The sequence below is a fragment of the Vibrio sp. VPAP30 genome (assembly GCF_001188205.1).
In the GTDB taxonomy this organism is placed as follows: Bacteria; Pseudomonadota; Gammaproteobacteria; order Enterobacterales; family Vibrionaceae; genus Vibrio; species Vibrio bivalvicida.
The window spans coordinates 1-22,299 of sequence record NZ_LBLS01000018.1 but is presented as its reverse complement, the minus strand read 5'-3'; the positions used below and the strand labels follow the sequence as shown (position 1 = coordinate 22,299).

Below are 22,299 nucleotides of genomic sequence, written 5' to 3'. Positions count from 1 at the left end.
AGTTTCCGACACGTCTTTAATTACGGGCTTACGCAATCGATCACCCTCCCATTACGCGTAACAAATAGTTAACCACCCATCGTAGTTCATGTCATAATCCGCCCCAAAAATAACACCTAGTACATTAAGGTGGGGAGAAATCTATGTTTACAATTGAAGGTGTATGCGATTGGTGCAAAAAACCAAGCATGCTAACCAAACATGAATACGTTGACGGCAAAAGTCATTGCGCGTGTATTGAATGCAATGACTTAGCGACATTGGATGTACGTCAGTTCAACATTGCAGAGTTGCAACAGCGTGAGCAACAAGTTAGCTCACTACGTTAGTTCGTGCTCTTTCTCCAAGGACGACACTAAAGCCGCCTTTTACGGTGGCTTTTTGTATTAATGTCATAAGCATCAGTTTTGTTAACACTTCATTTACATCATATTGAGATTAAGGTAGGTTCAAACTAAGTATTAGGAATGGTAGCCGCTTAATGAACCCAGATATTGCAATCGAAGTAGAGCGCAGAAAGCATCTTGAAATGATGGATGCCTTTCCTATGATCGCTCTTTTGCAAGGGGCTCTGGCCACTTTAGTGCTAAGTGTAACCGTCTTAAACTATGGGCTATCAGATCAAAGTATTGTCTGGGCATTATTGTTTGTTTGCGTTATTACAGCGCGCTATGCCATAGACCATTCGCTTCGGCCTCGGATAGATACTCATAGTATGACCAAGGTGCATTGGTTTGGCCTACTGACTACCCGCTCTTTAATTGGCTTCGTCTGGTCACTAGGCTCCATTTGGTACATTCAGATTGCACCTGAAGACAATTTACTTTCTACCACCATTTGGTGTACTGCCCTTGCCTTCGCTGGAACTATCTTCCACATTAATTCAATTTCCGCTCTGCAAATCTATTTTTGGTCACTGATTTTGCCCCTAGTGGCGTATTTTTCAGTTGGGCTAGAGCGATTGTTTGAAGCCTTTATTTTAGTGCTATGTGGCGTTATATATGTCAGCTTATATACTCGGTTCCTACACAATAAAGCGATCAAGAGAATTACAGAAGAAATTGAAAAAGAGCAGCTCATCCACCAGCTTTCCGAGGCAAACCTTTCAATCAAACTACTCGCTGAGCAGGATGCTTTAACTGAGCTGAAAAACCGGACCTATTTTAATCACAAGATAGAAGTGGTGTGGCAACGAACTCTAGAAAAACGCCAAGACCTTTGTGTCATCTTGTTTGATATCGACCACTTTAAACCCTTCAATGACAACTATGGACACATCGCTGGGGATAAAGCTCTACGCAAAGTTGCCAAACGGCTTAAACTTATCGATCTTGAAGCGGAATACAGTTTTTTTGCCAGAGTGGGTGGCGAGGAGTTCGTAGCAGTTCTACCCAACACAACTATAGACAAAGCGATTCAGCTTGCAGAGCGAATTAGATTAGACATAGAAAGTGCTTCGATTTCACACCAATATTCCTCTTGCTCAGATGTCATTACCATTAGCGCAGGAGTGGCGATTAGCTCACTAGAAGAAAGCTCTTCGATTATTGAATTGATGGAGCGAGCAGACAAGGCCCTCTATAAAGCGAAAGAGGGCGGTAGAAATCAGGTAGCGGCTAGCGAGCAACATCTGCATCCGGTTGAGCTTCAGGTTCAGCACTCTTGAATGCATCTAACTCATTTAGTGACGTTGTCACTCCAATGATATTTGGATATAGGCTTAGGTCGACATTAAAGCGTTTAGCATTGTAGACCTGTGGGACTAGGCAAACATCAACCAAACTGACGTTATTACCCACACTATACTTACCACTGCACGAATCAAGCCGTTTTTCTAACGCCGAGAAACCTTGCTCAATCCAATAACGATACCACTGGCCTTTGTCTTCATCACTAATCGATAGCTTACCCGATAAATATTGCAACACTCTAAGGTTGTTCAGCGGGTGAATGTCCACAGCGATATCTTGCGCCAATGCTTTAACCAAATAACGAGTTTCTTTGTCTTGTGGTGTTAAAAGCACTTGCGGATAGGTTTCATCAAGGTAATCAATAATGGCCAACGATTGATTGAGAGATACATCTCCATCAACTAACACGGGCACCAACTGGTTAGGGTTAAGCTTTTTGTATTCGGCGGAGTGTTGCTCTCCGCCGTTTTTCACTAGATGCACCGATCGCTGCTGGTAACTTAATCCTTTCAGGTTAAGCGCGATTCTCACACGGTATGCAGCTGAAGAACGCCAGTATCCGTAGAGAATACGATCACTCATATTTCACCACTTGCTGGTCAATAGCGCCAAAGATGGAATTGCCATCTGCATCTTTCATTTCCATCTTGATACGGTCACCAAACTTCATAAAGCTGGTTGATGGCGAACCATCGCGAATAGTTTCGATCATACGCACTTCGGCGATACAAGAGTACCCGACTCCACCTTCAGAAATCGCGGTACCAAAATCAGTGCCTTGTTTGTTTGATACAGTCCCCGAACCTATTATCGCCCCCGCTGATAACGGACGACTCTTCGCTGCATGAGCAATCAGTTGAGGGAACTCAAATGTCATATCAACACCTGCATTCGGGCAGCCAAAGGGATCGTTGTTGTAATAACTTAGGAGTGGCAAGTTGACTTTACCACCATCCCACTCATCTCCAAGCTCATCTGGCGTCACTGCAACCGGTGAGAAGACTGAAGAAGGCTTAGATTGGAAAAAACCAAACCCTTTACCCAGCTCATTAGGAATAAGGCCGCGTAAAGAGACGTCATTGACCAACATGATGAGCCTGATTGACTTCGCCGCCTCTTCCACTGAGACGCCCATAGGTACATCGCCAGTTACAACTGCAACTTCTCCTTCAAAATCTATGCCCCACTCTTCACTGACAACCGGAACATCATCATACGGTCCAATAAACGCATCGGATCCGCCCTGATACATTAACGGATCAGTCCAGAAACTCGGCGGCATCTCCGCGCCACGTGCTTTGCGAACCAATTCCACATGATTTACGTAAGCAGAACCATCAGCCCATTGATACGCACGAGGTAACGGAGATTCACACAATGAAGCATCAAAATTCATCTCACTGGTCAGTTCTCCATTGCTTAACGCAACATAAACTTCACTCAGTTGAGATTCAACACGTTGCCAGTTATCAAGCGCTTCTTGCAGCGTTTGCGCAATTTCTGGTACCGCGACACATTTAGATAATTGTTTATTTACCACAACCAATAAGCCATCGCGGCTGTCATTTTTTAGGGTTGCTAACTTCATACTAAATCCCTTTTTACTTCTTTTGCCAACTGTATACGTACTGTTCGTTTTCGACTTGCTGTGCCTCGTCACCAATCTGGAGCGCATGCCGAGTATCAATCATCACCGCTACTTCATCAGTGAATTTTTTCTTGTGCTCTTGACCAGCTTTGAATGCCTTCGGATGTGGGCCATGCGTAAAGCCTGCGGGGTGAAACGTCACCATACCCGCTTCAATGTTGTCGCGGCTAAAAAAGTCACCCGCGTGGTAAAACAACACTTCGTCATAATCATCGTTATTGTGATAAAACGGGACTTTAAGCGCTCCAGGATCGCTTTCAATCGGTCTTGGGACAAAGGTACATATCACAAACCCCTGTCCAACAAAGGTGGTGTGCGCCGATGGTGGCAAATGATAACGGTGTGACATTAACGGTCTAATATCACGCCAGTTGACACGCACTACTGATAAGTCCCCATGCCAGCCAATCGCATCAAGCGGGTTAAACGGATAAGTTACGGCACTGACCTGTTCGTGGCGTTTGATATGGACTTGTGTCGACTCTTCCGAGTATTGAGCTTTAAAATGATCATCAATTTTTGGCACATCCAATACCGCCGGATCAAACACAGCGTGATTGCCCACCATGCCTTTCTCTGGAAGCGTGTAAGCAGCATCGGTGTTTTCGATCATCAGAACAAACATGGGTTCATTAGGCTCTAAACGCCAATTCGTCGAGCGGGGAATCATCACATAGTCCCCTTCAACGACTTCCAAATGCCCGTAATCACAGTAGAGATCCGCCGTTCCTTGATGAATAAACAAGAGTTCATCACCATCTGCGTTTCTGACTAAGTGAGACATGACACTATCAAGCTTCCACACGCGTACTTTGCAGTTTGCGTTGTGGAGAAGATGCGGTACAGACCAAGGAGAAACCTGCTGCGACGCTTTAACATGATTAAAGTTAAACGCGCGTGGTTTTAGTTCTCCTTCCCATTCACTCCAACCTGTCGGGGCATGTTGATGATGGAAATGAGCAGCAGGGCCAAAAAAACCACTGCGTCCCGCTTCGCGTTCATAAATTGCCTCTTCGGGGAAATCAGCGTGCGCCTGCTTGGAGCACACTCCCTCCCGATGAGGGAATGTTATCCATTTATGCATCGTCTAATACCCCGCGACGGATTTGATCTTCTTCGATCGATTCAAACAAAGCTTTGAAATTGCCTTCGCCAAAGCCTTCGTTACCTTTGCGCTGAATGATTTCAAAGAACACAGGGCCAATTACTGTCTGAGTAAAGATCTGAAGCAAAATGCCATCTTTCATTGGCGCACCATCGATCAAGATTCTTAGATCGCGCAGCTTTGAGACGTCTTCTTGATGGCCTTCAACACGCCCATCAACTTTCTCATAGTAGGTGTCTGGTGTTGGCATAAAGTCCATACCGCGATCACGCAGTGTTTGTACTGTTTGATAGATATCATCTGTGGTTAGTGCGATATGCTGAATCCCTTCACCGTTGTATTCACGGATAAACTCTTCGATCTGCGATTTATCATCTGAGGATTCATTGATAGGAATACGAATCTTGCCACAAGGTGCCGTCATCGCTCGGCTAACCAACCCCGTCAGTTTGCCCTCGATATCAAAATAACGAATCTCTCTGAAGTTTCCAATACGCTCGTAGAAACCAGACCATACATCCATATTACCCTGTTTCACATTGTGAGTTAGGTGGTCAATCTCATACAGGCCTACATCCATTTTCTCTAGACGCTGTTTTGCATCATCATAAAAACGGAAGTCAACTTCATAGATACTGCCGTCTTGGTAGCGATCGACAAAATAAAGTAAGCTCTCACCAATACCGTAAATAGCAGGAATACTCAGCTCCATCGGACCAATTTCAGTGGTGTATTTTTTACCACCGTTATCCAATGCTTGTTGTAAGGCAACAGCAGAGTCCTTAACGCGAAATGCCATGCCGCACACCGAAGGGCCATGGACTTTAGCAAATTCATGAGCCTGACTATGAGGTTGAGCATTAACGATAAAGTTCACATCACCTTGTCGATACAACCATGCTTCCTTTGAACGGTGTTTAGCCACTTCTGCAAACCCAAGTGAATTAAATAGGTCTTTAAGATCTTGAATACCTTTTGCATTTGCAGCTGTGTATTCGACAAACTCAAATCCATCTGTACCCAGTGGGTTGTACGCTTCGTTCATTTCTATATCCCTCGTTATTGATCCAACTACCGTGTAACTATCAATAACTTGGCTCAACTAAATGCAAATTTGAACCTTGCCAGCCCAAATCAAAGTTAACAGCATGTAGCTCAAAACTGTAAACACGTTTAATACTTTTTAGTTTAAGCGTTAAAAATCAGCTAGTTACAAAACAACTTAAAGTAACAATTAATTTACATTTACCATGTATTATTACTTTCAACTTAACAGTAAGTATAGATTAGTCACGAGTTGCAAGCCGAAAGCTACAATGCACTACTGGAATGCTCACCACTAAATATTGAAACTAATTATTGCAATCACCACTCATATCCACCAAACGTATAGCTAACCGTAAATTGACATTAGAGTTGCTAATAGATTGATATAGCTCAGACTAATCTGACTACCTAGCCATTAAGGTATGCCTTCTGTTCCTTAACGAGGTTTAACAATGACTCAAATCAACCGCGAACGTCTGGTCGAGCACTTTATTCAATTGGTAAAAATTGACAGTGAATCTCGCAATGAAAAACAAATTGCGCAGGCGCTGGCAGAGCAACTCGGTGAGCTAGGCTTTACCGTTCATAAACTGCCAGTACCAGAAGAAGTCTCTAATGGTTATAACTTGTACGCTCGCCTCGAAGGTAAAATCGAAGATAGCGTTGTGCTGAGCTGCCATATGGACACCGTAACTCCTGGCATTGGTATTGAGCCTATTATCGAAGACGGCATCATTCGCTCGAAAGGCAACACTATTTTGGGTGGTGATGACAAGTCTGGAATTGCAGCAATTATGGAAGCAGTGCGAAGCATTAAAGCACAGAACCTAGAGCACAAAACCATTGAGCTGGCCTTCACAGTCCATGAAGAAGGTGGCCTTTTCGGTTCTGCAAACTTCGACATGTCTTACATTCAAGCAGACAAAGCGATCGTTCTTGATACCGGTGGTCCTATTGGCACCATAGTGAATGCCGCTCCAGGTCAACAAAAGATCGTGGCAAACTTTCTTGGTCGCCCTGCCCACGCAGGTTTAGCTCCTGAAGAAGGCATCAGCGCTATTCAAATAGCCGCTGACGCCATCACTAATATGAAGCTTCTGCGCATTGATGAAGAGACAACAGCGAACATCGGTATTGTTCAAGGTGGCAACGCGACAAACATCGTAATGCCAGAGCTAAAAGTGGTTGCTGAAGCACGTTCACTCAATGATGACAAGTTAACGGCTCAAGTCGCACACATGGTTGAGACTTTCCAAGCGGCGGCTGAAAACCACGGTGCTCAAGTTGAAATTGAATCGACACGTGCATACAACGCCTTTGTCATCGCAGACGATCATCCGCACATTGAATCTGTGAAAGCCTCTTTCGAAGCGATTGGAGCAAACCCTTTCACTAAAGGTACTGGTGGCGGCAGCGATGCAAACAACTTCAACGCTAAGGGTCTAACAACGGTCAATGTCTCGACAGGTATGGCAAAAGTTCACACTACTGAAGAGTTTATTGCCATTGACGATATGGTAAAAGTGACAGAATTTGTTGAGCACTACTTAACTCACTAGTGACCAGTTTACCTCGCAAAAAGCCGTACAAGGCGGCTTTTTGCTTATATCTTGACCACTACTCTTTAGATAACTTAACGACCCTCTTTTCACGTATCTGTTGGGTCATCATTGAACCAAACTCATCATGCGATAGAGGCCGTGAGAACAAATAGCCTTGGTATTGATCGCATTGTTCTTGAACTAAAATATCTAATTGCTCTTGAAACTCTACCCCTTCCGCAACCAACTTTATCCCCAAGCTATGTCCCATCTGAATAATGGTACGGACCAAAATACGATCGGAATGGTTGATCGCACACTCATCAATAAAGCATTTATCTATTTTAATCACATCAATGGGTAACTGCTTTAGATACTTGAGGCTCGAGTACTCAACACCAAAGTCATCAATCGCAATCGAAACACCAATAGCTCGAAGCTGACGGCAAATATCTGTGATGTTATCTGGATCGCTCATTAAGGTTGATTCAGTAATCTCTAACTGCAACAAATGTGATGGTAACTGAGTTTCTTTCAGAGCGTTGCACACCACTTCAAATAGGTCGGCGTGTGCAAACTGGACAGTTGAAACATTAACAGCAATACAGATTGGTAGTTTCTGATCGTAGTACTGCTTGGCTTGTCGACACGCTTCATGAATGATCCAGTGTCCAACAGGAACGATCTGAGTGGTTTTTTCAGCAATTGGGATAAACTCTGAAGGAGGGATTGGACCCAATTGCGGGTGATTCCAGCGTAAAAGTGCTTCTGCACCGACTATTTGGACACTATCGACATCAACTTTAGGTTGAAACAGCAAGACAAACTGATGATTAGACAACGCAGAACGAATCTCTGTCTCAATTTGATGTTGTCTGATTGTTTCACCAAGCAACTCGTCATCAAACCAACAAACAGAACCACCACCAACAGAGCGCGCCTTATAAAGTGCAAAATCCGCATTTTTCTCCCATACCTCTGGGCTACCAAGAGCATCGGCAGCATAGGCAACACCAATACAGTACGATAACCTATGCGAAGTGTTGTCTACATCAAACATCGCACGTTGATGGTGATTTAGTTCATCTACCAGCTCTTCCAGTTTTGGTTGAAGATCTTTGTGTTCGACCACTACAATAAACTCATCGCCACCAAAACGGTACACCTTCCCTGCAGTACCCACTATATCTTTGATATGTTTAGAAAAAGCCACCAATAGCTCATCACCATACCGATACCCCAACCGATCATTGACGTTTTTGAAGGCTTCTAAGCCAATATGAAGCATGCCAAAATGCTTGGCATTATGTTCGGTAATTCTCTCTATATCTTCTTTATACGCATTGACATTCGGCAGCTTAGTCAGGTAATCCGTTTGACTTTCTGTTTTAAAACTGGCGGCTTGCTGCTGAGTTTTGACAAAGAAGTAGGTCATCAGCGTGGCAAACACGGTAATCGATGTCATCTGGATTGATGTATCGACGAAGATATGAAAGTCAGACACTGTGAGTTGATATAGGTAACCATTGATTAGCGCAGCACACACTGCAATCGGCCATAAAGAACCCGGAAACAACACGATGTAGCATAATGGCAAAAAGAATAAGCATTCCTGGATAAGTTCCAGTGGAAAAGGCTGGACAAGCCCCCCGACTAAAAACAATGCGGTAGCCGAAAATGCAAAAACGTGTTTAAGCGATGAGTTGTTACTGTATAAAGCCAGTAACAATAAAAATGGGAATAAGTAATACGCCAGTTCCCACGGGTGCGGCTCTAGCAAGAAAGAGTGGGACATAACCCCAACCGCAACGATGTAGGCGATATAAGCGATAACTTGTACGGCTTCATTTACCTTGAATAGCTGCTGCATTTTGCGCCTTGCTTACTTGTTTCTTCTTATAAACAGTAGCGCATATTTTGTATCTTCGACGGACTCAAATAGATCTTCAGCCGCTCAAAAGTAAAAAACGCCCTAAAACTAAGGCGTTATTTTACAAAAGTGAGCCTGTTACAGACCTAGTTCTTCAGACAGCGCTTTCATTTGCTTTAAGTCCATTTGATGAACTCGAATCATTTGTTCTACCTGACTCAAACGTGACTGAGCTTCATCTTGTTTATCACAGGAGTCTGATTTTGCGTCCCATGACGTCCCTTCTAGATAGATATCGCACGCTTTTTTAAGTTCTGCAATTTTAGGCTGTAGCTCTTCTCGTTCCTTTTCGAGCGATTCAAGCTCCATCTTGACCCTTAGCTCCTGCTGAAACAATTCTCGCGAGCGTTCAAACATCGTCGCTTGCATATCAGCCTGACGATTGAGCTTACTATTCTGGCTATTAGCTGTTTGTATTTGCTCTTTCTGTTCCGCTACCTGCTCTTCAAGTGACAAATTAACCTTTTCAAGCTCCTTAACTTGCTGCTCTAACTTAGCCAAAACATCTAGGTGCTCAGCCTGTTGGTCCTCTAACGCCTTTTGTAGCTTTATCTGAACCTCATCGTCAACTTTTGCCACCTTTTCTTCAACCTGAACAACCATCTTTTGCTTGTCTTCTGCAAGCGTTTCATATTGCTGCTCTAACGTTTGGTAGGTAGCCTCCCACTTTTTCGCGGTAAGCGTTGAACCCACTAAACCGCCTAATGCCAAGCCCAAAACCCCAGCGATGATAATATAGAGATGTGTTCGCTTATCACGCTCTTCGATAACAACTACGTCATCGTTCTCTTGGTTATCAGTATCTTCGTTCACTTATATGCTCCTGAGGGTTAACGCATCAGTTCAGTAATCATGAGTGTGGTTGTGTAAAGTAAAAAGCCAGAAATCAAAGTAACCACGAGGTATTTCTGCAGTTTTTCACTTGTTCTGTAACGAATCAAAACAAACGATAAAGCTATCAAAAATGCAATTGCTAGCAACCTTGTCATAACCTCTCCTTTGGCAGACTTGCTATTCATTACTTTATACCATTTTTGCGCTGTAATAGTCAGAAACACGTAGTTTTACTGCCTAGAACAGTAAATAAATTGATAGAATTGGTTACTTTGTTATCAGACTGAAAATCGATGGACAAAATGCAAGCACTTCTCCATGAACAATAGCATTTTGTTTGGTGCAATGGTGGAACTAAGGTATAAAGAGCTAATGAAAAATAGCGAGACAAAACGATGAAACCATACAAGTTAGACAACAAAAAACGTCGCATCCAGAAAAAACTGTTCTTGGGTGAATTTGCCATGCTGGGCTTCGAGCTTAGTTGTGAAACAACAATTACCGACTTCGATAAGTACGACGTATTTGTTGATGAATTCATTGATTACATTGATGAACTAGGTTTGTGTTTTGGCGGCGGCGGCTTGGAGCTATTTGAAGGCTTCCTATGCTGCAACGCGCGCTACGCCGATGCAACTGAAGAACATAAGTCTCAGGTGGTTACATGGTTGGAAGCTCGCGATGAAGTTAAGTCGGTACAAACAAGCGACCTAGTAGACGCAAACTATTTCTAGTTAACATTCCAAATGTAATAAATAGCGCCAATCACGGCGCTATTTTTCTCTTGCTTACCTCACTTCCAACCCAAGGTTGTACTGGGCTAGACAGCGCGTTATGTAACTTACCTTTAACAAAGCCGCTATCACAATCGTGCTTATATGTGCGGCTATCTGTTCACCTAAAGTAAATTTGTAAGCGTATGGGTAAGAAATGAGTACGCTGACAACCAACGCGATGAAGGTTAATAGCAGCGCTACATTCGAAAAATTCAGAAGTTTATTAAAAGTAGTATTGGTTGGTTGAGCAAACATATCGACCTCACTTAGATCATTCTATTGTATTATGCCTTCCATATTGCACATACCTTGCCAAAGTTAATAAACATTGATAATCAATAAATTAAGAACAAAACCAACAACAATACAAGTCTTTTTGACATAATCAAAATAATGTCAAAAAGACATATTCATGCCAATATGACAACAACTTTATAGTCAGTCAGATTTCTTCAATTCGATGCAAATCTGCTATTGAAATCCAAAAAAATAATGATAGAGTTCACACATCGGTAGCAACCAGTGCTATCGACTAACTTTTACTCATAATTTCGAGTAATTGTTCCGATGAAAACTGCAGGAGAGTGGTTATTTACCAAATATTAACATTTGGAAAGAATAACCTACCGAAGAAGTAAATCTTTCAGGTGCCACTTAGGTGGCGGGGACTGTAGTTGGAGGAGCCTCTGGAGAGAACCGTACTACTTTGTTGTAGAAAGCGGTCGCCGAAGGAGCAAGCCTATTTTAGGTGAAACTCTCAGGTACAAAGGACAGAGGAGTGGAAAGAATAATTCAGCTATTTCGCTATTCTGCTTATAGCTAATCAGAGATCAATGATCTCTGCGCTTTCACTCTTCTCCTTAAATAAGCATTATCACTTAAGGGGAAATCATGAATAACCTGCAATCTTTACTTAAAACAATCGACAGCTTTGTCTGGGGTCCACCACTGCTCATTCTTTTGGTTGGTACCGGTGTCTATTTCACTTTTCGCTTAGGCTTACTGCAGTTTCGACACCTACCAACAGCGTTGAAAATGGTCTTTAGTAAAGATGATTCACAAAAACAAGGCGATGTATCTAGCTTCGCTGCTCTATGTACTGCTCTATCGGCAACCATCGGTACTGGTAACATCGTCGGGGTGGCGACAGCCATCAAACTCGGCGGGCCTGGCGCACTATTTTGGATGTGGCTGGCTGCCCTGTTCGGTATGGCAACAAAATATGCCGAGTGTTTACTCGCAGTTAAATACCGTAAAATCGATGCCAACGGCCAAATGATCGGTGGCCCGATGTATTACTTGCAATACGGTGTGGGCTCAAAAGCACTTGCGATAATGTTCGCTGTATTTGCATTGGGTGTGGCGTGTTTTGGTATCGGTACATTCCCACAAGTCAACGCGATATTAGATGCTAGCGAAATCTCTTTTGGTATCTCTCGTGAAATCTCAGCAAGTGTACTCACACTTCTCGTTGCGTTCGTAACCCTTGGCGGTATTAAATCCATCGCTAAAGTTGCTGGGAAAGTCGTTCCAACTATGGCCCTGTTCTATGTGTTAGCGTGTTTAAGCGTCATCATCATGAACGCTGATAAACTGTTTGATGCAGTAGAACTGGTTGTTGTTTCAGCCTTTACATCGACAGCAGCAACAGGCGGTTTCTTAGGTGCAAGCATTATGTTGGCGATTCAGTCTGGTATCGCTCGTGGTGTGTTCTCTAACGAGTCTGGACTCGGCAGTGCGCCAATGGCTGCAGCCGCTGCAAAAACGGATTCGTGTGTTAAGCAGGGTCTAATTTCAATGACGGGCACCTTCTTTGATACCATCATTATTTGTACAATGACAGGTCTGGCCTTGATTCTTACTGGTGCATGGCAAAGTGACTTTGCTGGCGCGGCGATGACCACTCACGCCTTTGCAGTTGGCCTAAATGCCGACACATTTGGCCCTATGCTAGTATCTATCGGCTTGATCTTCTTTGCATTCACAACCATCTTAGGTTGGAACTACTACGGCGAGCGCTGCGTTGTTTACTTGATGGGCACAAAAGCTGTGCTACCTTATAAGATTATCTTCGTCGCATTAGTCGCTTCAGGCGCATTCTTACACCTTGATATGATTTGGATTATTGCCGATATCGTTAACGGTCTAATGGCGATTCCAAATCTGATTGGCCTGATTGCACTACGCCAAGTTGTTGTTGAAGAAACCAAACTGTATTTCTCTCAAGTTGCCTCAACACAAGGCGATCGCGCGATCGCCTAAAACATCATTACTCCAGAAACACCAAGTATACAATGCGAAGCCCAACAGCTTCGCATTTTTGTCTTTATCGTTTCACCACCTGAAACAAATACTTCACCCAATCTTAGTTCAATCAGTTCTAAACTTGTCCCAAACGGTTTCTGAGCAGCAAAATGATTGGACACATTCCTCGAGAGATTCAACATGTTGAACAATTAGCAGAGCTTTTCTCTGATCATGTACGTTTAACCCTACTAGATGAGGTTCAGCACCAGGGACAATCACAACCTCTTTATTGTATTGAAATAGGTACAAGAGACCGGCAGGCTCCATGCCTTTTCTTTACAGGGGCTATTCACGGTGTGGAGCGTATTGGTAGCCAAATCATTCTCGCCTTTACTAAAAGCCTGCTTCGTCGACTAGAATGGGATCAGCAATTGCAGGAATCACTAGCGAGAGTACGAATAGTCGCTGTGCCTGTCGTCAACCCTTGGGGAGTCGCGTTAAAAAAGCGGGCTAATCATAACGGTGTGGATCTAATGCGGAACGCACCGATAGATAGCGCCAATCCCACCCATCAGCTTTATGCCGGCCAAAGCTTTAGCTCTGTACTACCTTGGTATCGAGGAAACCCAAATAAAATGGAGCAGGAGCTACAAACACTTTCACAATGCGTCTTAAGCAACACTCAACACGCAAGTTCAACCATCTTGTTAGATTTGCATAGCGGTTTTGGCACTCGTGACCGACTTTGGTTTCCCTATGCGTATAGCAAGCAACCACCGAGCCATTTAGCCCACTACTACCTACTGTATAAAAGGTTTCGGAGTAGTTATCCACACTACAAACTATACCAGTTTGAACCTCAATGGCATCAGTACACTACCCACGGTGACTTCTGGGATTGGATGTTAATTCAGCACAAAGCTTTATCAAGCAATCCTTTTTTGCCTTTGACTCTTGAATTAGGTTCATGGCTGTGGGTGAAAAAGAACCCGATACAAGTGCTGAAATTTAGCCAACTTTTTCACCCTATTAAGCCCCACCGGATTCAACGGGTACAACGCCGTCACAGTACTCTGCTAAGCTATTTAATTCAGGTACTCGACAATGATTTACTCACAAATATGTCGCAGAGTGATAAAGAAAAATATAGGGAGAAAGCCAAAAAACTATGGTACCGATCGTGTTAGTGAGAGGGTTATTAAGAGAAAGCGGCCATTGGCAAGATATGGCTGATGCCCTTGTAGAAGCGTTACCAGAGCTTGATATCATAATGCCCAACGTACCCGGAAACGGTGAGTTGTATCAACAGCTCAGCCCCACCCGTATTGAGGACATGCTTGCTCCAGTACTTGCACAACTACCCAATGAGTGCGAGCGCTATCATCTAGTTGCCATTTCTATGGGCTCGATGCTTGCCAGCTATTGGGCCAGCACCCTTCCCGGGCAGGTGGCTAGCTTAACTTTAATCAATCCAAGCTTTTCTCGCTACAGCCCATTTTGGCAACGAATAAACCTCGGTGCGCTAACTAGCATAGGCGTTACGAGTTTAAAAGGCAGCAACGCCTTTCAGAAATCAATCATAGAGTGGACAAGCCCAGCAAGCCTTCATCAACCGGAAGTTATTGAACACCATATCCGTCTTGCGCGAAACCACCCCGTCAGCGCTCGTAACGCGACTCGCCAACTCTGGGCCGCTGCGCACTTTGAAGGCCAAAGCACGCCACCAGCCTGCCCCACTCAAATAATTGTCAGCACCGAAGACAAATTGGTTGATAGCCGATGCGGAGAAGCCATCGCACAAGCTTGGTGCGTAGAAATAAAACGCTTTGAATGTGATGCGCATGATCTGCCACTAGCCAAACCGCACGCGCTGTCACACCATCTATTGCATTGGCTAGCGAAAATCGAGCTCTCCGCTGACTAAGCCTGTGGCTTTTCGACAAGCAACTTTACGCCAAGCACAACCAAAACAGCCCCTGTAGACCCTTCCATCCAACGTGTAAATCGCGGGCTTTGTAGCAGGTTTTTCGCTTTAGTAAGCGCGCCGGCTAAGCCACACTGCCAGATCATTGCGATCACAAAATGAATGGTAGCCATTAGGCAAGACTGTATGAACGCTGAGCCTTCAGGGTTAAGAAACTGCGGCAAAAAAGCGAGGTAAAACACAGCGGTTTTAGGATTTAGCACGTTAGATAGAAAGCCTTCACGTAATGATCGCTTTACATCAAGAGGCGTTGAACCCACCACAGTGTTCGCATTTAAACCTGAACTCTTTCCATTGAAAAGGCCTTTCAAGGTCATAACACCCAGCCATATTAGATAAGCCGCACCGACCATTTTTACTGCGCTAAACAGTTCTGCTGATTGCGTTAAAATCGCAGAAATACCAACCGCTGAAAACGTCGCATGAACAAACAAACCAAGACAAATGCCTAAGCTGGTTAAGAACCCGTCACTAAAACCGCCACGCGATGAGTTACGAATCACCAATGCGGTGTCTAACCCTGGAGTCAGGGTCAAAATAGTAATAGCGATTAAAAAGGCTTCAATATTGATAATCATGGATCGTCCTAAAACTGATTAGGGCCTGTTGACCTTAACTTGTTTACAATTTCACCCATGTTATAAGAAGCAGCAACTAAGGTTCAACTCTTGATTAAATTCACTTGGTCTCATAATCATTGATTGATAAGCTTTCGCCTTTACAAATCAATAGTCACGGAAGGCGCGCGATGAACGCATTCGAAAAACTTAAACAACATTCAAAAAAGATTTCGCACTTTAATCATCTAGCTGCTATTTGTGGTTGGGACCAAGCAGCAGTGATGCCCGCAGGTGGCAACCAAGCACGGTCTGAAGCCATGGCCGAACTCTCGGTGCATGTTCATGGGCTTCATACTCAACCACAGTTAGCAGATTGGTTTGCACAGGCCGAAACTGAACCACTAAACGCCCAAGATAAAGCCACATTGCGCGAGTTAAAACGCCAATGGCAACAAGCGAATGTCCTGCCGGAGTCGCTAGTGCAAGCAAAATCGTTAGCGGGATCTAAGTGTGAACACGCGTGGCGTACTCAGCGTGGTGACAACGACTGGCAAGGCTTTGAAAGAAATTGGGCTGAAGTAGTAAAACTATCTCAAGAAGAAGCTCAGATCCGCTCTGAAATTAGTGGCCTTTCTCCTTACGACGCCATGCTTGATATCTATGAACCGGGTACAAACTCTGAATCTTTGGATCGCTTATTTAGCGAGGTTAAAACTTGGCTACCAAATCTGATCAACCAAGTGATTGATAAACAAGCTTCCGAACAATTTATTCAGCCAGCAGGTATGTTTAATACCAATGAGCAAAAAGCGCTTGGCCTTGAAGTGATGAAGCTACTTCAATTCGACTTCAATCACGGCCGCTTAGATGAAAGTGTTCACCCATTTTGTGGCGGCGTGCCAACAGACGTTCGTATTACGACTCGTTACGACGAAAGCGAGTTTGTTCAGTCTTTGATGGGGATTGTTCACGAGACAGGTCATGCACGCTATGAGCAAGGACTTCCAAAATCGCTGTCTGGCTTACCATCTGGCGAAGCGCGTTCAATGGGTATTCACGAATCTCAGTCTCTGTTCTTCGAGATGCAAGTCGGCCGAAGTGACGCTTTTATCGAGCACCTAGCGCATCTTGCTGGTCAGCACTTTGATGGGCATAATCCGCAATTGTTCTCGCAAGATAACTTCCATAAACTCTACACCCGAGTTAGAAAAGACTTTATCCGAGTTGACGCAGACGAGCTAACCTACCCTGCTCACGTCATCTTACGTTATGAAATCGAGCGTGACCTGATCAACGGTAAGATTAAACATACCGATGTTCCAGAACTATGGAATCAAAAAATGCAACAGTACTTAGGGCTTTCAACAGAAGGTAATTTTAAGAATGGTTGCATGCAAGACATCCACTGGACAGACGGCGCATTTGGTTACTTCCCTTCATATACCTTAGGCGCGATGTACGCTGCCCAGTTTATGGCTGCTATGAAACAAACGGTAGATGTAGACAGCGCAATTCGCAGTGGTGACCTATCCCCTATTTTCACTTGGCTTGAAGATAAGATTTGGAGTAAGGGTAGTTTGCTATCAACAGATGATTTGGTGAAGCAAGCGACTGGTGAAACTCTTAACGCTAAGTTCTTCCAAGAGCACTTGAAGGCAAGATACTTAAGCTAATTGTGTAAACGGTTTGACTGACGCATTCTTTCAGGCAGTCAAACCGTTATATAGCGGTCGTTTGCCTGTCAAAAAGACTTCAAAAGTCCTGCATGATAATCAGAGATATCCAGCTTAACACCGTAGTCTTGACCCAATTGATCGAGTTTCGATTGAGCAGCATTTAAACTGTCCATTGTGATGGTATTATCATCGAGTTGCCAAAGCTGTCGAGACCCCTCGTAGCTAAATTGAAGGGCAAGCATCGCATCAACATTTCCATCTTTTGCCGCCGCTTGCAGTGCTCGATTCTTACGATGGATCAAGTTTAATGCATGCTTAAGATCCCAAACATACGCCACTTCACGCATTTTAGGGTGCGTTTTTAGCTTTGTTAATGTAACCACTACTCCAATGGCACTGACGATGACACCAAGTAAGTTCCAGTGAAAATGAGAACCTTGCTCTACTGGGAATAGGTAAATCAGCGTTTGAGAGATTGCCAAACTAAATGCCGCCAAAGCCGCAATACACGCGACAACTACGATATTCAAACGTGAACGGTATAGCTGCTTGTCGATTTTCTGTAACTGCATGAATGGTCCATTGTTTGAGCCGACTAAAATCATCAATAGTCTTAATAGAGCCAATGATTATACACATCGCGCTCGATTATTAATAAACACATACGCAGATTAATTGTAAGGGCAGTCATTTTTTTGAGTAATAGAGATTCCCTACTCGCTCGGATTTGTCGGCATCTAACGATGCCTAAACAGAAACGATACAGAGCCAAGAATCGATGATATGACCGCTTAACGTTTTTGGATTGACGATTGGTAGAGTTCAAAGTTAATACCATATTTTTCATATAACTCAGCTATGGTTCCATTTTTCACAAGCTTTTCCATTTCTATATCAAAGATTGCGGCTAAGGAGTTCGAGTTTTCTGAGTCAGAAAAAACCACGAAGAGTTTCTCTCCTTTTTTGGTAACTGCAGTCACAAACTGTGATGTGCTAGTCGATGGTGCGTGCATGGATAAACCCGAGTCATAATCTACCAACGCATCAACTCTTTCTTTTTCAAGTAGCGTAACTCCCTGCTCTACACTATCGATTTCCACCTTTATCAAGCGCACACCTTCTAGAAAGCCTTGGTCAAAATCGTACCCCCTGACCCAGGCAATTTTCTTTTCATGCAAGGAACCGTATCGACGATTCTCCCAATCAAGAGTACCTTTTCTAAACCTCACAACGACATCTTCCTCAATGCTGATATGCCAGCTTGGATATAGAAACCTATGTGCCCTTCGGGGTAATAATAATCTCCAACGTAAGCATCCGCGACTTGCCTTTTAACTTGCTGCTTAGCGCGCTTCCAAGGCGTAGTACTAAGCTCAACTTGAATACCGGCTGAACTAAAAACCGCAGTCACAATCTCCCAATATAAGCCTGTACCATCACTATTGGTGTAACCCTGCCATTCTTCACTCACTACTTTGATAGTCTGAATTCTATCCGAGCCAGTAGCTTCACTGCACATAACAACAGAAATAAACGCAAGCATGGAAGTTAACTTCGTCATTTACCTCTCCTTACTCCTAGTAGAGAGCATAGTTGAAGTCCACTGGTCATGCGATATGCGTTGGCTGTTACCAATTCATTTGGGGTCTACAGTTATTCCGAATTCTGTGCGCTTGCGTTTGTTTAAGCCTAATGCTGCTAACCGGTAAGATTCTGATAAGTAGTCTTTTAAGATTAATAGTAAGGGCAGCCATCTTTATGCTTAAATGAGAAAAGTGGTGCTGAACTTAAATTCAATGCTCAGAGACGGCGTAATGTGGGATAACAATAGCGCCAAAAATTAACTATTGACGCCATAGTCTCTTGTTAGGCATTTCGAAAACTAGCGCAAAGAGTTAACACAGGCTTTGTGAACTGTCTCTTGAAACTCTCGGACCGTTACTTTGTCTTTAATTTTTGGCTCAAACTCTTCTTCATCAAAATAAACTACCGGATCGACTACATCTTCGTCTTTAAGCTCAACCCCTATAGCTTCTTCCATATCAACAACTACAGTTATGAGGTCTAAAACATCAGTGTCAAAGTTTTGAGCATAGAATGTCTTATCAATAGCAATTTCATCCACACGAACATCGAGAGTCTTAGCCATTACATCTAATACTTTATCGTCTATTGCATCACAGCTATTAGCCCAAACGAAGTTTGAGTACGTAATTGCTAACACTGAATACAACACAAGTTTGAGATATTTCATGTTTTCCTCTTTGATACCTAACGCCCTGTTAAGGTGTGAGCAACGCAAACCACTATACTAAACCTAGCCACCATAAACACTGTAACAGACTAGAACTAAATTCGCCGAGCGTTGATAGTCCGTCTTAAGTAGCTTGTTAGTTTAACTTTTACACAAATCGCACGATTTAATTAAATTGAACATTTCGCACAAACAATTATACTCTTACTAGTAACTCAAGTTTGGAGCTTTAGCATGCATACATTAACAGCAAATGACGCTAAACGTAATTTTGGCGAACTACTTCTTAGTGCTCAACGAGAGCCTGTTAAAATCAGCAAAAACAGCAAAGATGCTGTCGTTGTTATGTCCATTCAGGACTACGAAGAACTCGAAGCCATGAAAGCTGATTACATTAAGCATTGCTTTGAGGCAGCAAAAGAAGACCTAGCACAAGGTAATACAGTTGATGGCGAAACATTCTTGAAGAGTCTGTAACCTAAAGTATGCAAACGAATAAATATAAGGTGAGCAAATTAGCACAAAGCCATTTACGTAAAATTAAAAGCTATACCGTTACAAACTTTTCCGAATTCCAATGGAATAGCTACAGAGACAACCTACTAGCCGCTTTTCAAATGCTTGCTGACAATCCAGCAGTTGGAAGAAACTGTGATGAGTTGTACCCAGGTGGCTTCTATTTCCCTGTTGGTAAGCACACTGCCTACTTTACCAAAGAAGACGGTTTTATTCTGATCGTTGCCGTTCTTGGTCAATCGCAACTGCCTCAGAATCATTTGAAATAATATTCACACCCTAACAATCACAGTTAGGGTGCGGAGCCTGATTGGTAAACTAACGCCCTATTAAGTGGTGAGCAACGCAGACCACAGAACCTAAAGTATTGTGCCGTAAACACCGAAATTGAAGCAAACTCAAAATGCCTCACGTTGGGAATCCGTCTTAAATGCTTGTTATGACTATGCTTTTACCTTCCTAACTGGTTGTAAGAGCAACGCTACAAAACCCACAAATACGCCAGTGATGGCGGCCCCTATTACGTTCATCCCGGCATAGTTAGTCAACGCTCCAATTGTAAATGAAATAAAAAAGTAAATGGAGTAATGAAAGTAAGGAACGGTACTCCAACAACCACCACACTCGCTACATTTGTTTTTGTCTGAAGGTCGCGTTTTAGATTTTTCAAAAATTGATATTGATTTTTCTTTGCAACATGGACAACTGACCATTTTAGCTATTCTCTCCATTTAAAGTTCAATAGCTAATTTAACACGAGGATAACCACAAGTTGCTTACCATTACAAAGACATATGCTAAATTGCGGCATAGTTATAGCGCCCTGCTAAGTGGCTGACAGCATACCACAACAAGTAAACAAACCACCGTAAACACAGAGCAAACTTTGAAGTAAATTCGCCGAGCGTTGGCAGTCCGTCTTAAGCAGTTTGTTATGTATATTGCTTTTAGAACAAACTAAGCAAGTCCTGGGATGGAGTCTACATCTAGATATCGACGACCTTTACTTTCTTCAGTACTGAAAGTGTCTATCAAGTTTAGCTTGCTATCATTTCGGGCTTTTTGATAGAAAGATTGAAGATCTTCATCATTATTATATAGATAGACCCATATCGTTTGCTTATGTTTACTATTCAACTTAGAGACCAGCGCAAAATGTTGATACCCTTTCTTTGAAGCTAGCTCTGCTGCTCGATTGATATAATTTGACAGGCTATGAGCTTCTATTTCTTGGCTTTTAGGAGCAAGCAGTTGTTTCATAACAGGGCTTTTTACCCTTTGCGCTGTGTCTGTACTTTGACAACCTAAGAGTGCTATTAAAACTATGAACACTGCTACTATTCTCATTACTTTATCCTATATATATTAAGTTCAATGTACGTCCTTGCGCACAGCATGATATTTTGCAATATTTCTAAGGCGAGTAACAGGTTCTCAAACATGTTTGTCGAAAATTGACGACAAAGCCACTGTATATCACATAACGCCCCGCTAAGAGGCGAGTAATAGTTGGCTAAAATGTGAAGCGAAGCGGAACCCAGCCAACTATTACGAGTCCTGCTTTAGCGGCTTGTTAGCCATTTTATACTCATCAAATACTTTTCTGAGATCTGCAAAAGGTTTTAGCCCTAGCTCTACTGGGTTATCAGGTAGCTTTTGATGATCAATATAGCGAATATTCTTTACAACATCATATTCGCCTAGAGCCATATCTAGCAATATATATGAGCCTGAGATAAATATATTAGATTCCTGCTCATTGAAATCAGGGTGGTAAACGATTAAATCAAAGAAGCCATCTTCTACACGGGAATACACCCAAACTTTTGAAACGTCAAACTCTCTGCCAGCGTACTCTAATTTGAACCTTTCATAACCATCTATTCTTGGGCGAAATGCAATAACAGAGAAAAGCTTAAGTGCAGGAGCACTTTTGACTAATGATTCTACGTAAGGAAACGCATCAGCAATACCATCAGCACTTATGACAAATTCTCGTTTACCATCCTTAATATGAGATATTTCATAAGTAACATCATCCTGATACGAAGTTAAATTAGATGATAATTGACCTAAAACTTTCTCCTGATTTTTTTCAAATTCGAAAATAGTAATTTCGTTTTTAACAAACCACTTCCAAAACTTCTGCTCTTTACTTTCCTTAGCAAATAATCCCATTGGTAACATCACAAGTAATATAGTTAATATAAAATTTTTCATCGGTGCCTGACTAAATGGCTAACGCCCTGTTAAGGGGTGAGCAACGCAATACCGAAGTCGCCGCATACCACCTTAAACACTTAAACCAACGCATAGTGAAAATGCCACGCGTTGCGAATCACTCTTAAATGCTTTGTTAGGCTTCTTGGATTCAAGTACGAAGTGCGACACCTCTGAACATAAAAACAGTGAGATGCGATAATCATGAAGTTTGCTCCCGCCAAGAAGTAAAAAACATGAGATACACGCACCTCACTGAGAACGAAAGGT

At 43.0% G+C, this 22,299-nt stretch carries 25 protein-coding genes and 1 riboswitch; of the genes, 10 read left to right on the top strand and 15 right to left on the bottom strand.

The genetic code is table 11. From position 1 onward, the window contains the following. Nucleotides 1-143: 143 nt before the first annotated feature. Together ZX61_RS06860 and ZX61_RS06855 are read left to right on the top strand one after the other, a co-directional pair. Entirely contained in the window at nt 144-329 is a 186-nt protein-coding gene (locus ZX61_RS06860) for a hypothetical protein (RefSeq protein WP_049843942.1), read from the top strand. A 152-nt stretch (nt 330-481) separates the two neighbouring features. Next, complete coding sequence (locus ZX61_RS06855; protein ID WP_049843941.1) at nt 482-1,666, top strand: GGDEF domain-containing protein; 1,185 nt, start codon at nt 482-484, stop codon at nt 1,664-1,666. On the opposite strand, the gene maiA is transcribed toward ZX61_RS06855, so the two are convergent. Genes maiA through hppD form a run of 4 tightly spaced genes read right to left on the bottom strand, consistent with a single transcriptional unit; the run spans nt 1,617 to nt 5,489 of the window. Next, nucleotides 1,617-2,273 carry a maleylacetoacetate isomerase gene (gene maiA, locus ZX61_RS06850; RefSeq protein ID WP_049843940.1) on the bottom strand — a complete coding sequence of 219 codons (657 nt, stop codon included), beginning with the start codon at nt 2,271-2,273 and terminating at the stop codon, nt 1,617-1,619. The genes ZX61_RS06855 and maiA overlap by 50 nt on opposite strands. Then, complete coding sequence (locus tag ZX61_RS06845; protein WP_049843939.1) at nt 2,266-3,279, bottom strand: fumarylacetoacetate hydrolase family protein; 1,014 nt, start codon at nt 3,277-3,279, stop codon at nt 2,266-2,268. Before ZX61_RS06845 ends, maiA begins: the two co-directional genes overlap by 8 nt. A gap of 13 nt (nt 3,280-3,292) precedes the next feature. Next, the gene (locus ZX61_RS06840) at nt 3,293-4,423 is read right to left on the bottom strand and encodes a homogentisate 1,2-dioxygenase (protein ID WP_049843938.1); all 1,131 of its coding nucleotides are present in this window, start codon (nt 4,421-4,423) and stop codon (nt 3,293-3,295) included. Continuing rightward, a complete protein-coding gene (gene hppD, locus ZX61_RS06835; protein WP_049843937.1) occupies nt 4,416-5,489 on the bottom strand; it encodes a 4-hydroxyphenylpyruvate dioxygenase in 1,074 nt (357 codons plus the stop codon). Before hppD ends, ZX61_RS06840 begins: the two co-directional genes overlap by 8 nt. Before the next feature lie 454 nt (nt 5,490-5,943). Between hppD and ZX61_RS06830 the strand changes: the two genes are divergently transcribed. Continuing rightward, the gene (locus ZX61_RS06830; RefSeq protein WP_049843936.1) at nt 5,944-7,050 is read left to right on the top strand and encodes a M20/M25/M40 family metallo-hydrolase; all 1,107 of its coding nucleotides are present in this window, start codon (nt 5,944-5,946) and stop codon (nt 7,048-7,050) included. A 58-nt stretch (nt 7,051-7,108) separates the two neighbouring features. Here the strand turns inward: ZX61_RS06830 and ZX61_RS06825 are convergent, their stop codons facing one another. From ZX61_RS06825 to ZX61_RS24330, 3 genes are all read right to left on the bottom strand, one after another. Next, nucleotides 7,109-8,902, bottom strand: coding sequence for a putative bifunctional diguanylate cyclase/phosphodiesterase (locus ZX61_RS06825; RefSeq protein WP_049843935.1), 1,794 nt, complete (start codon nt 8,900-8,902; stop codon nt 7,109-7,111). A 138-nt stretch (nt 8,903-9,040) separates the two neighbouring features. Beyond that, a complete protein-coding gene (locus ZX61_RS06820) occupies nt 9,041-9,775 on the bottom strand; it encodes a hypothetical protein (protein ID WP_049843934.1) in 735 nt (244 codons plus the stop codon). Nucleotides 9,776-9,792: 17 nt separating this feature from the next. Further along, nucleotides 9,793-9,951 (bottom strand): hypothetical protein, encoded by a 159-nt coding sequence (locus ZX61_RS24330; protein WP_167350330.1) that lies wholly within the window; start codon nt 9,949-9,951, stop codon nt 9,793-9,795. Between the two features lie 240 nt (nt 9,952-10,191). Here ZX61_RS24330 and ZX61_RS06815 point away from each other — a divergent pair, with 240 nt between their 5' ends. Continuing rightward, complete coding sequence (locus ZX61_RS06815; protein ID WP_049843933.1) at nt 10,192-10,530, top strand: 50S ribosome-binding protein YggL; 339 nt, start codon at nt 10,192-10,194, stop codon at nt 10,528-10,530. A gap of 54 nt (nt 10,531-10,584) precedes the next feature. Here ZX61_RS06815 and ZX61_RS24495 read toward each other — a convergent pair whose 3' ends face one another. Next, nucleotides 10,585-10,827 carry a hypothetical protein gene (locus ZX61_RS24495; protein ID WP_049843932.1) on the bottom strand — a complete coding sequence of 81 codons (243 nt, stop codon included), beginning with the start codon at nt 10,825-10,827 and terminating at the stop codon, nt 10,585-10,587. A 421-nt stretch (nt 10,828-11,248) separates the two neighbouring features. After that, nucleotides 11,249-11,356, top strand: a riboswitch (glycine riboswitch). Between the two features lie 107 nt (nt 11,357-11,463). On the opposite strand from ZX61_RS24495, the gene ZX61_RS06805 reads away from it, so the two are divergent. The 3 genes from ZX61_RS06805 to ZX61_RS06795 all read left to right on the top strand — a co-directional run bounded on the left by ZX61_RS06805 (nt 11,464) and on the right by ZX61_RS06795 (nt 14,743). Beyond that, complete coding sequence (locus tag ZX61_RS06805) at nt 11,464-12,834, top strand: alanine/glycine:cation symporter family protein (RefSeq protein ID WP_049843931.1); 1,371 nt, start codon at nt 11,464-11,466, stop codon at nt 12,832-12,834. A 152-nt stretch (nt 12,835-12,986) separates the two neighbouring features. Further along, the gene (locus ZX61_RS06800) at nt 12,987-14,006 is read left to right on the top strand and encodes a DUF2817 domain-containing protein (protein ID WP_049843930.1); all 1,020 of its coding nucleotides are present in this window, start codon (nt 12,987-12,989) and stop codon (nt 14,004-14,006) included. Next, entirely contained in the window at nt 13,988-14,743 is a 756-nt protein-coding gene (locus ZX61_RS06795; protein ID WP_049843929.1) for an alpha/beta fold hydrolase, read from the top strand. The genes ZX61_RS06800 and ZX61_RS06795 overlap by 19 nt, the downstream gene beginning before the upstream one ends. Here ZX61_RS06795 and ZX61_RS06790 read toward each other — a convergent pair. Next, nucleotides 14,740-15,381, bottom strand: coding sequence for a LysE family translocator (locus ZX61_RS06790; RefSeq protein ID WP_049843928.1), 642 nt, complete (start codon nt 15,379-15,381; stop codon nt 14,740-14,742). The two genes, ZX61_RS06795 and ZX61_RS06790, sit on opposite strands and share 4 nt — an antisense overlap. Before the next feature lie 170 nt (nt 15,382-15,551). Here ZX61_RS06790 and ZX61_RS06785 point away from each other — a divergent pair, with 170 nt between their 5' ends. Continuing rightward, nucleotides 15,552-17,036: a carboxypeptidase M32 gene (locus tag ZX61_RS06785; protein ID WP_049843927.1), complete on the top strand. Its 1,485-nt coding sequence runs from the start codon at nt 15,552-15,554 to the stop codon at nt 17,034-17,036. A 68-nt stretch (nt 17,037-17,104) separates the two neighbouring features. Here ZX61_RS06785 and ZX61_RS06780 read toward each other — a convergent pair whose 3' ends face one another. The 4 genes from ZX61_RS06780 to ZX61_RS06765 form a co-directional block, all read right to left on the bottom strand. Continuing rightward, the gene (locus tag ZX61_RS06780; RefSeq protein WP_049844106.1) at nt 17,105-17,611 is read right to left on the bottom strand and encodes a DUF3087 domain-containing protein; all 507 of its coding nucleotides are present in this window, start codon (nt 17,609-17,611) and stop codon (nt 17,105-17,107) included. A 219-nt stretch (nt 17,612-17,830) separates the two neighbouring features. Beyond that, entirely contained in the window at nt 17,831-18,268 is a 438-nt protein-coding gene (locus ZX61_RS24005; protein ID WP_049843926.1) for a transporter substrate-binding domain-containing protein, read from the bottom strand. Next, on the bottom strand, nt 18,265-18,600 hold the full coding sequence (locus ZX61_RS24000) for a hypothetical protein (protein WP_049843925.1): 336 nt from the start codon (nt 18,598-18,600) through the stop codon (nt 18,265-18,267). Before ZX61_RS24000 ends, ZX61_RS24005 begins: the two co-directional genes overlap by 4 nt. Nucleotides 18,601-18,921: 321 nt before the next feature. Next, a complete protein-coding gene (locus tag ZX61_RS06765) occupies nt 18,922-19,293 on the bottom strand; it encodes a phosphopantetheine-binding protein (protein ID WP_049843924.1) in 372 nt (123 codons plus the stop codon). A gap of 234 nt (nt 19,294-19,527) precedes the next feature. Here ZX61_RS06765 and ZX61_RS06760 point away from each other — a divergent pair, with 234 nt between their 5' ends. Both ZX61_RS06760 and ZX61_RS06755 read left to right on the top strand, forming a co-directional pair. Next, entirely contained in the window at nt 19,528-19,770 is a 243-nt protein-coding gene (locus ZX61_RS06760) for a type II toxin-antitoxin system Phd/YefM family antitoxin (RefSeq protein ID WP_049843923.1), read from the top strand. Nucleotides 19,771-19,778: 8 nt separating this feature from the next. Next, the gene (locus ZX61_RS06755) at nt 19,779-20,078 is read left to right on the top strand and encodes a type II toxin-antitoxin system RelE/ParE family toxin (protein ID WP_049843922.1); all 300 of its coding nucleotides are present in this window, start codon (nt 19,779-19,781) and stop codon (nt 20,076-20,078) included. Between the two features lie 688 nt (nt 20,079-20,766). Here the strand turns inward: ZX61_RS06755 and ZX61_RS06750 are convergent. Together ZX61_RS06750 and ZX61_RS06745 are read right to left on the bottom strand one after the other, a co-directional pair. After that, the gene (locus ZX61_RS06750; protein ID WP_049843921.1) at nt 20,767-21,156 is read right to left on the bottom strand and encodes a hypothetical protein; all 390 of its coding nucleotides are present in this window, start codon (nt 21,154-21,156) and stop codon (nt 20,767-20,769) included. A gap of 201 nt (nt 21,157-21,357) precedes the next feature. Continuing rightward, on the bottom strand, nt 21,358-22,029 hold the full coding sequence (locus ZX61_RS06745; protein ID WP_150114971.1) for a hypothetical protein: 672 nt from the start codon (nt 22,027-22,029) through the stop codon (nt 21,358-21,360). Between the last annotated feature and the right edge of the window lie 270 nt (nt 22,030-22,299).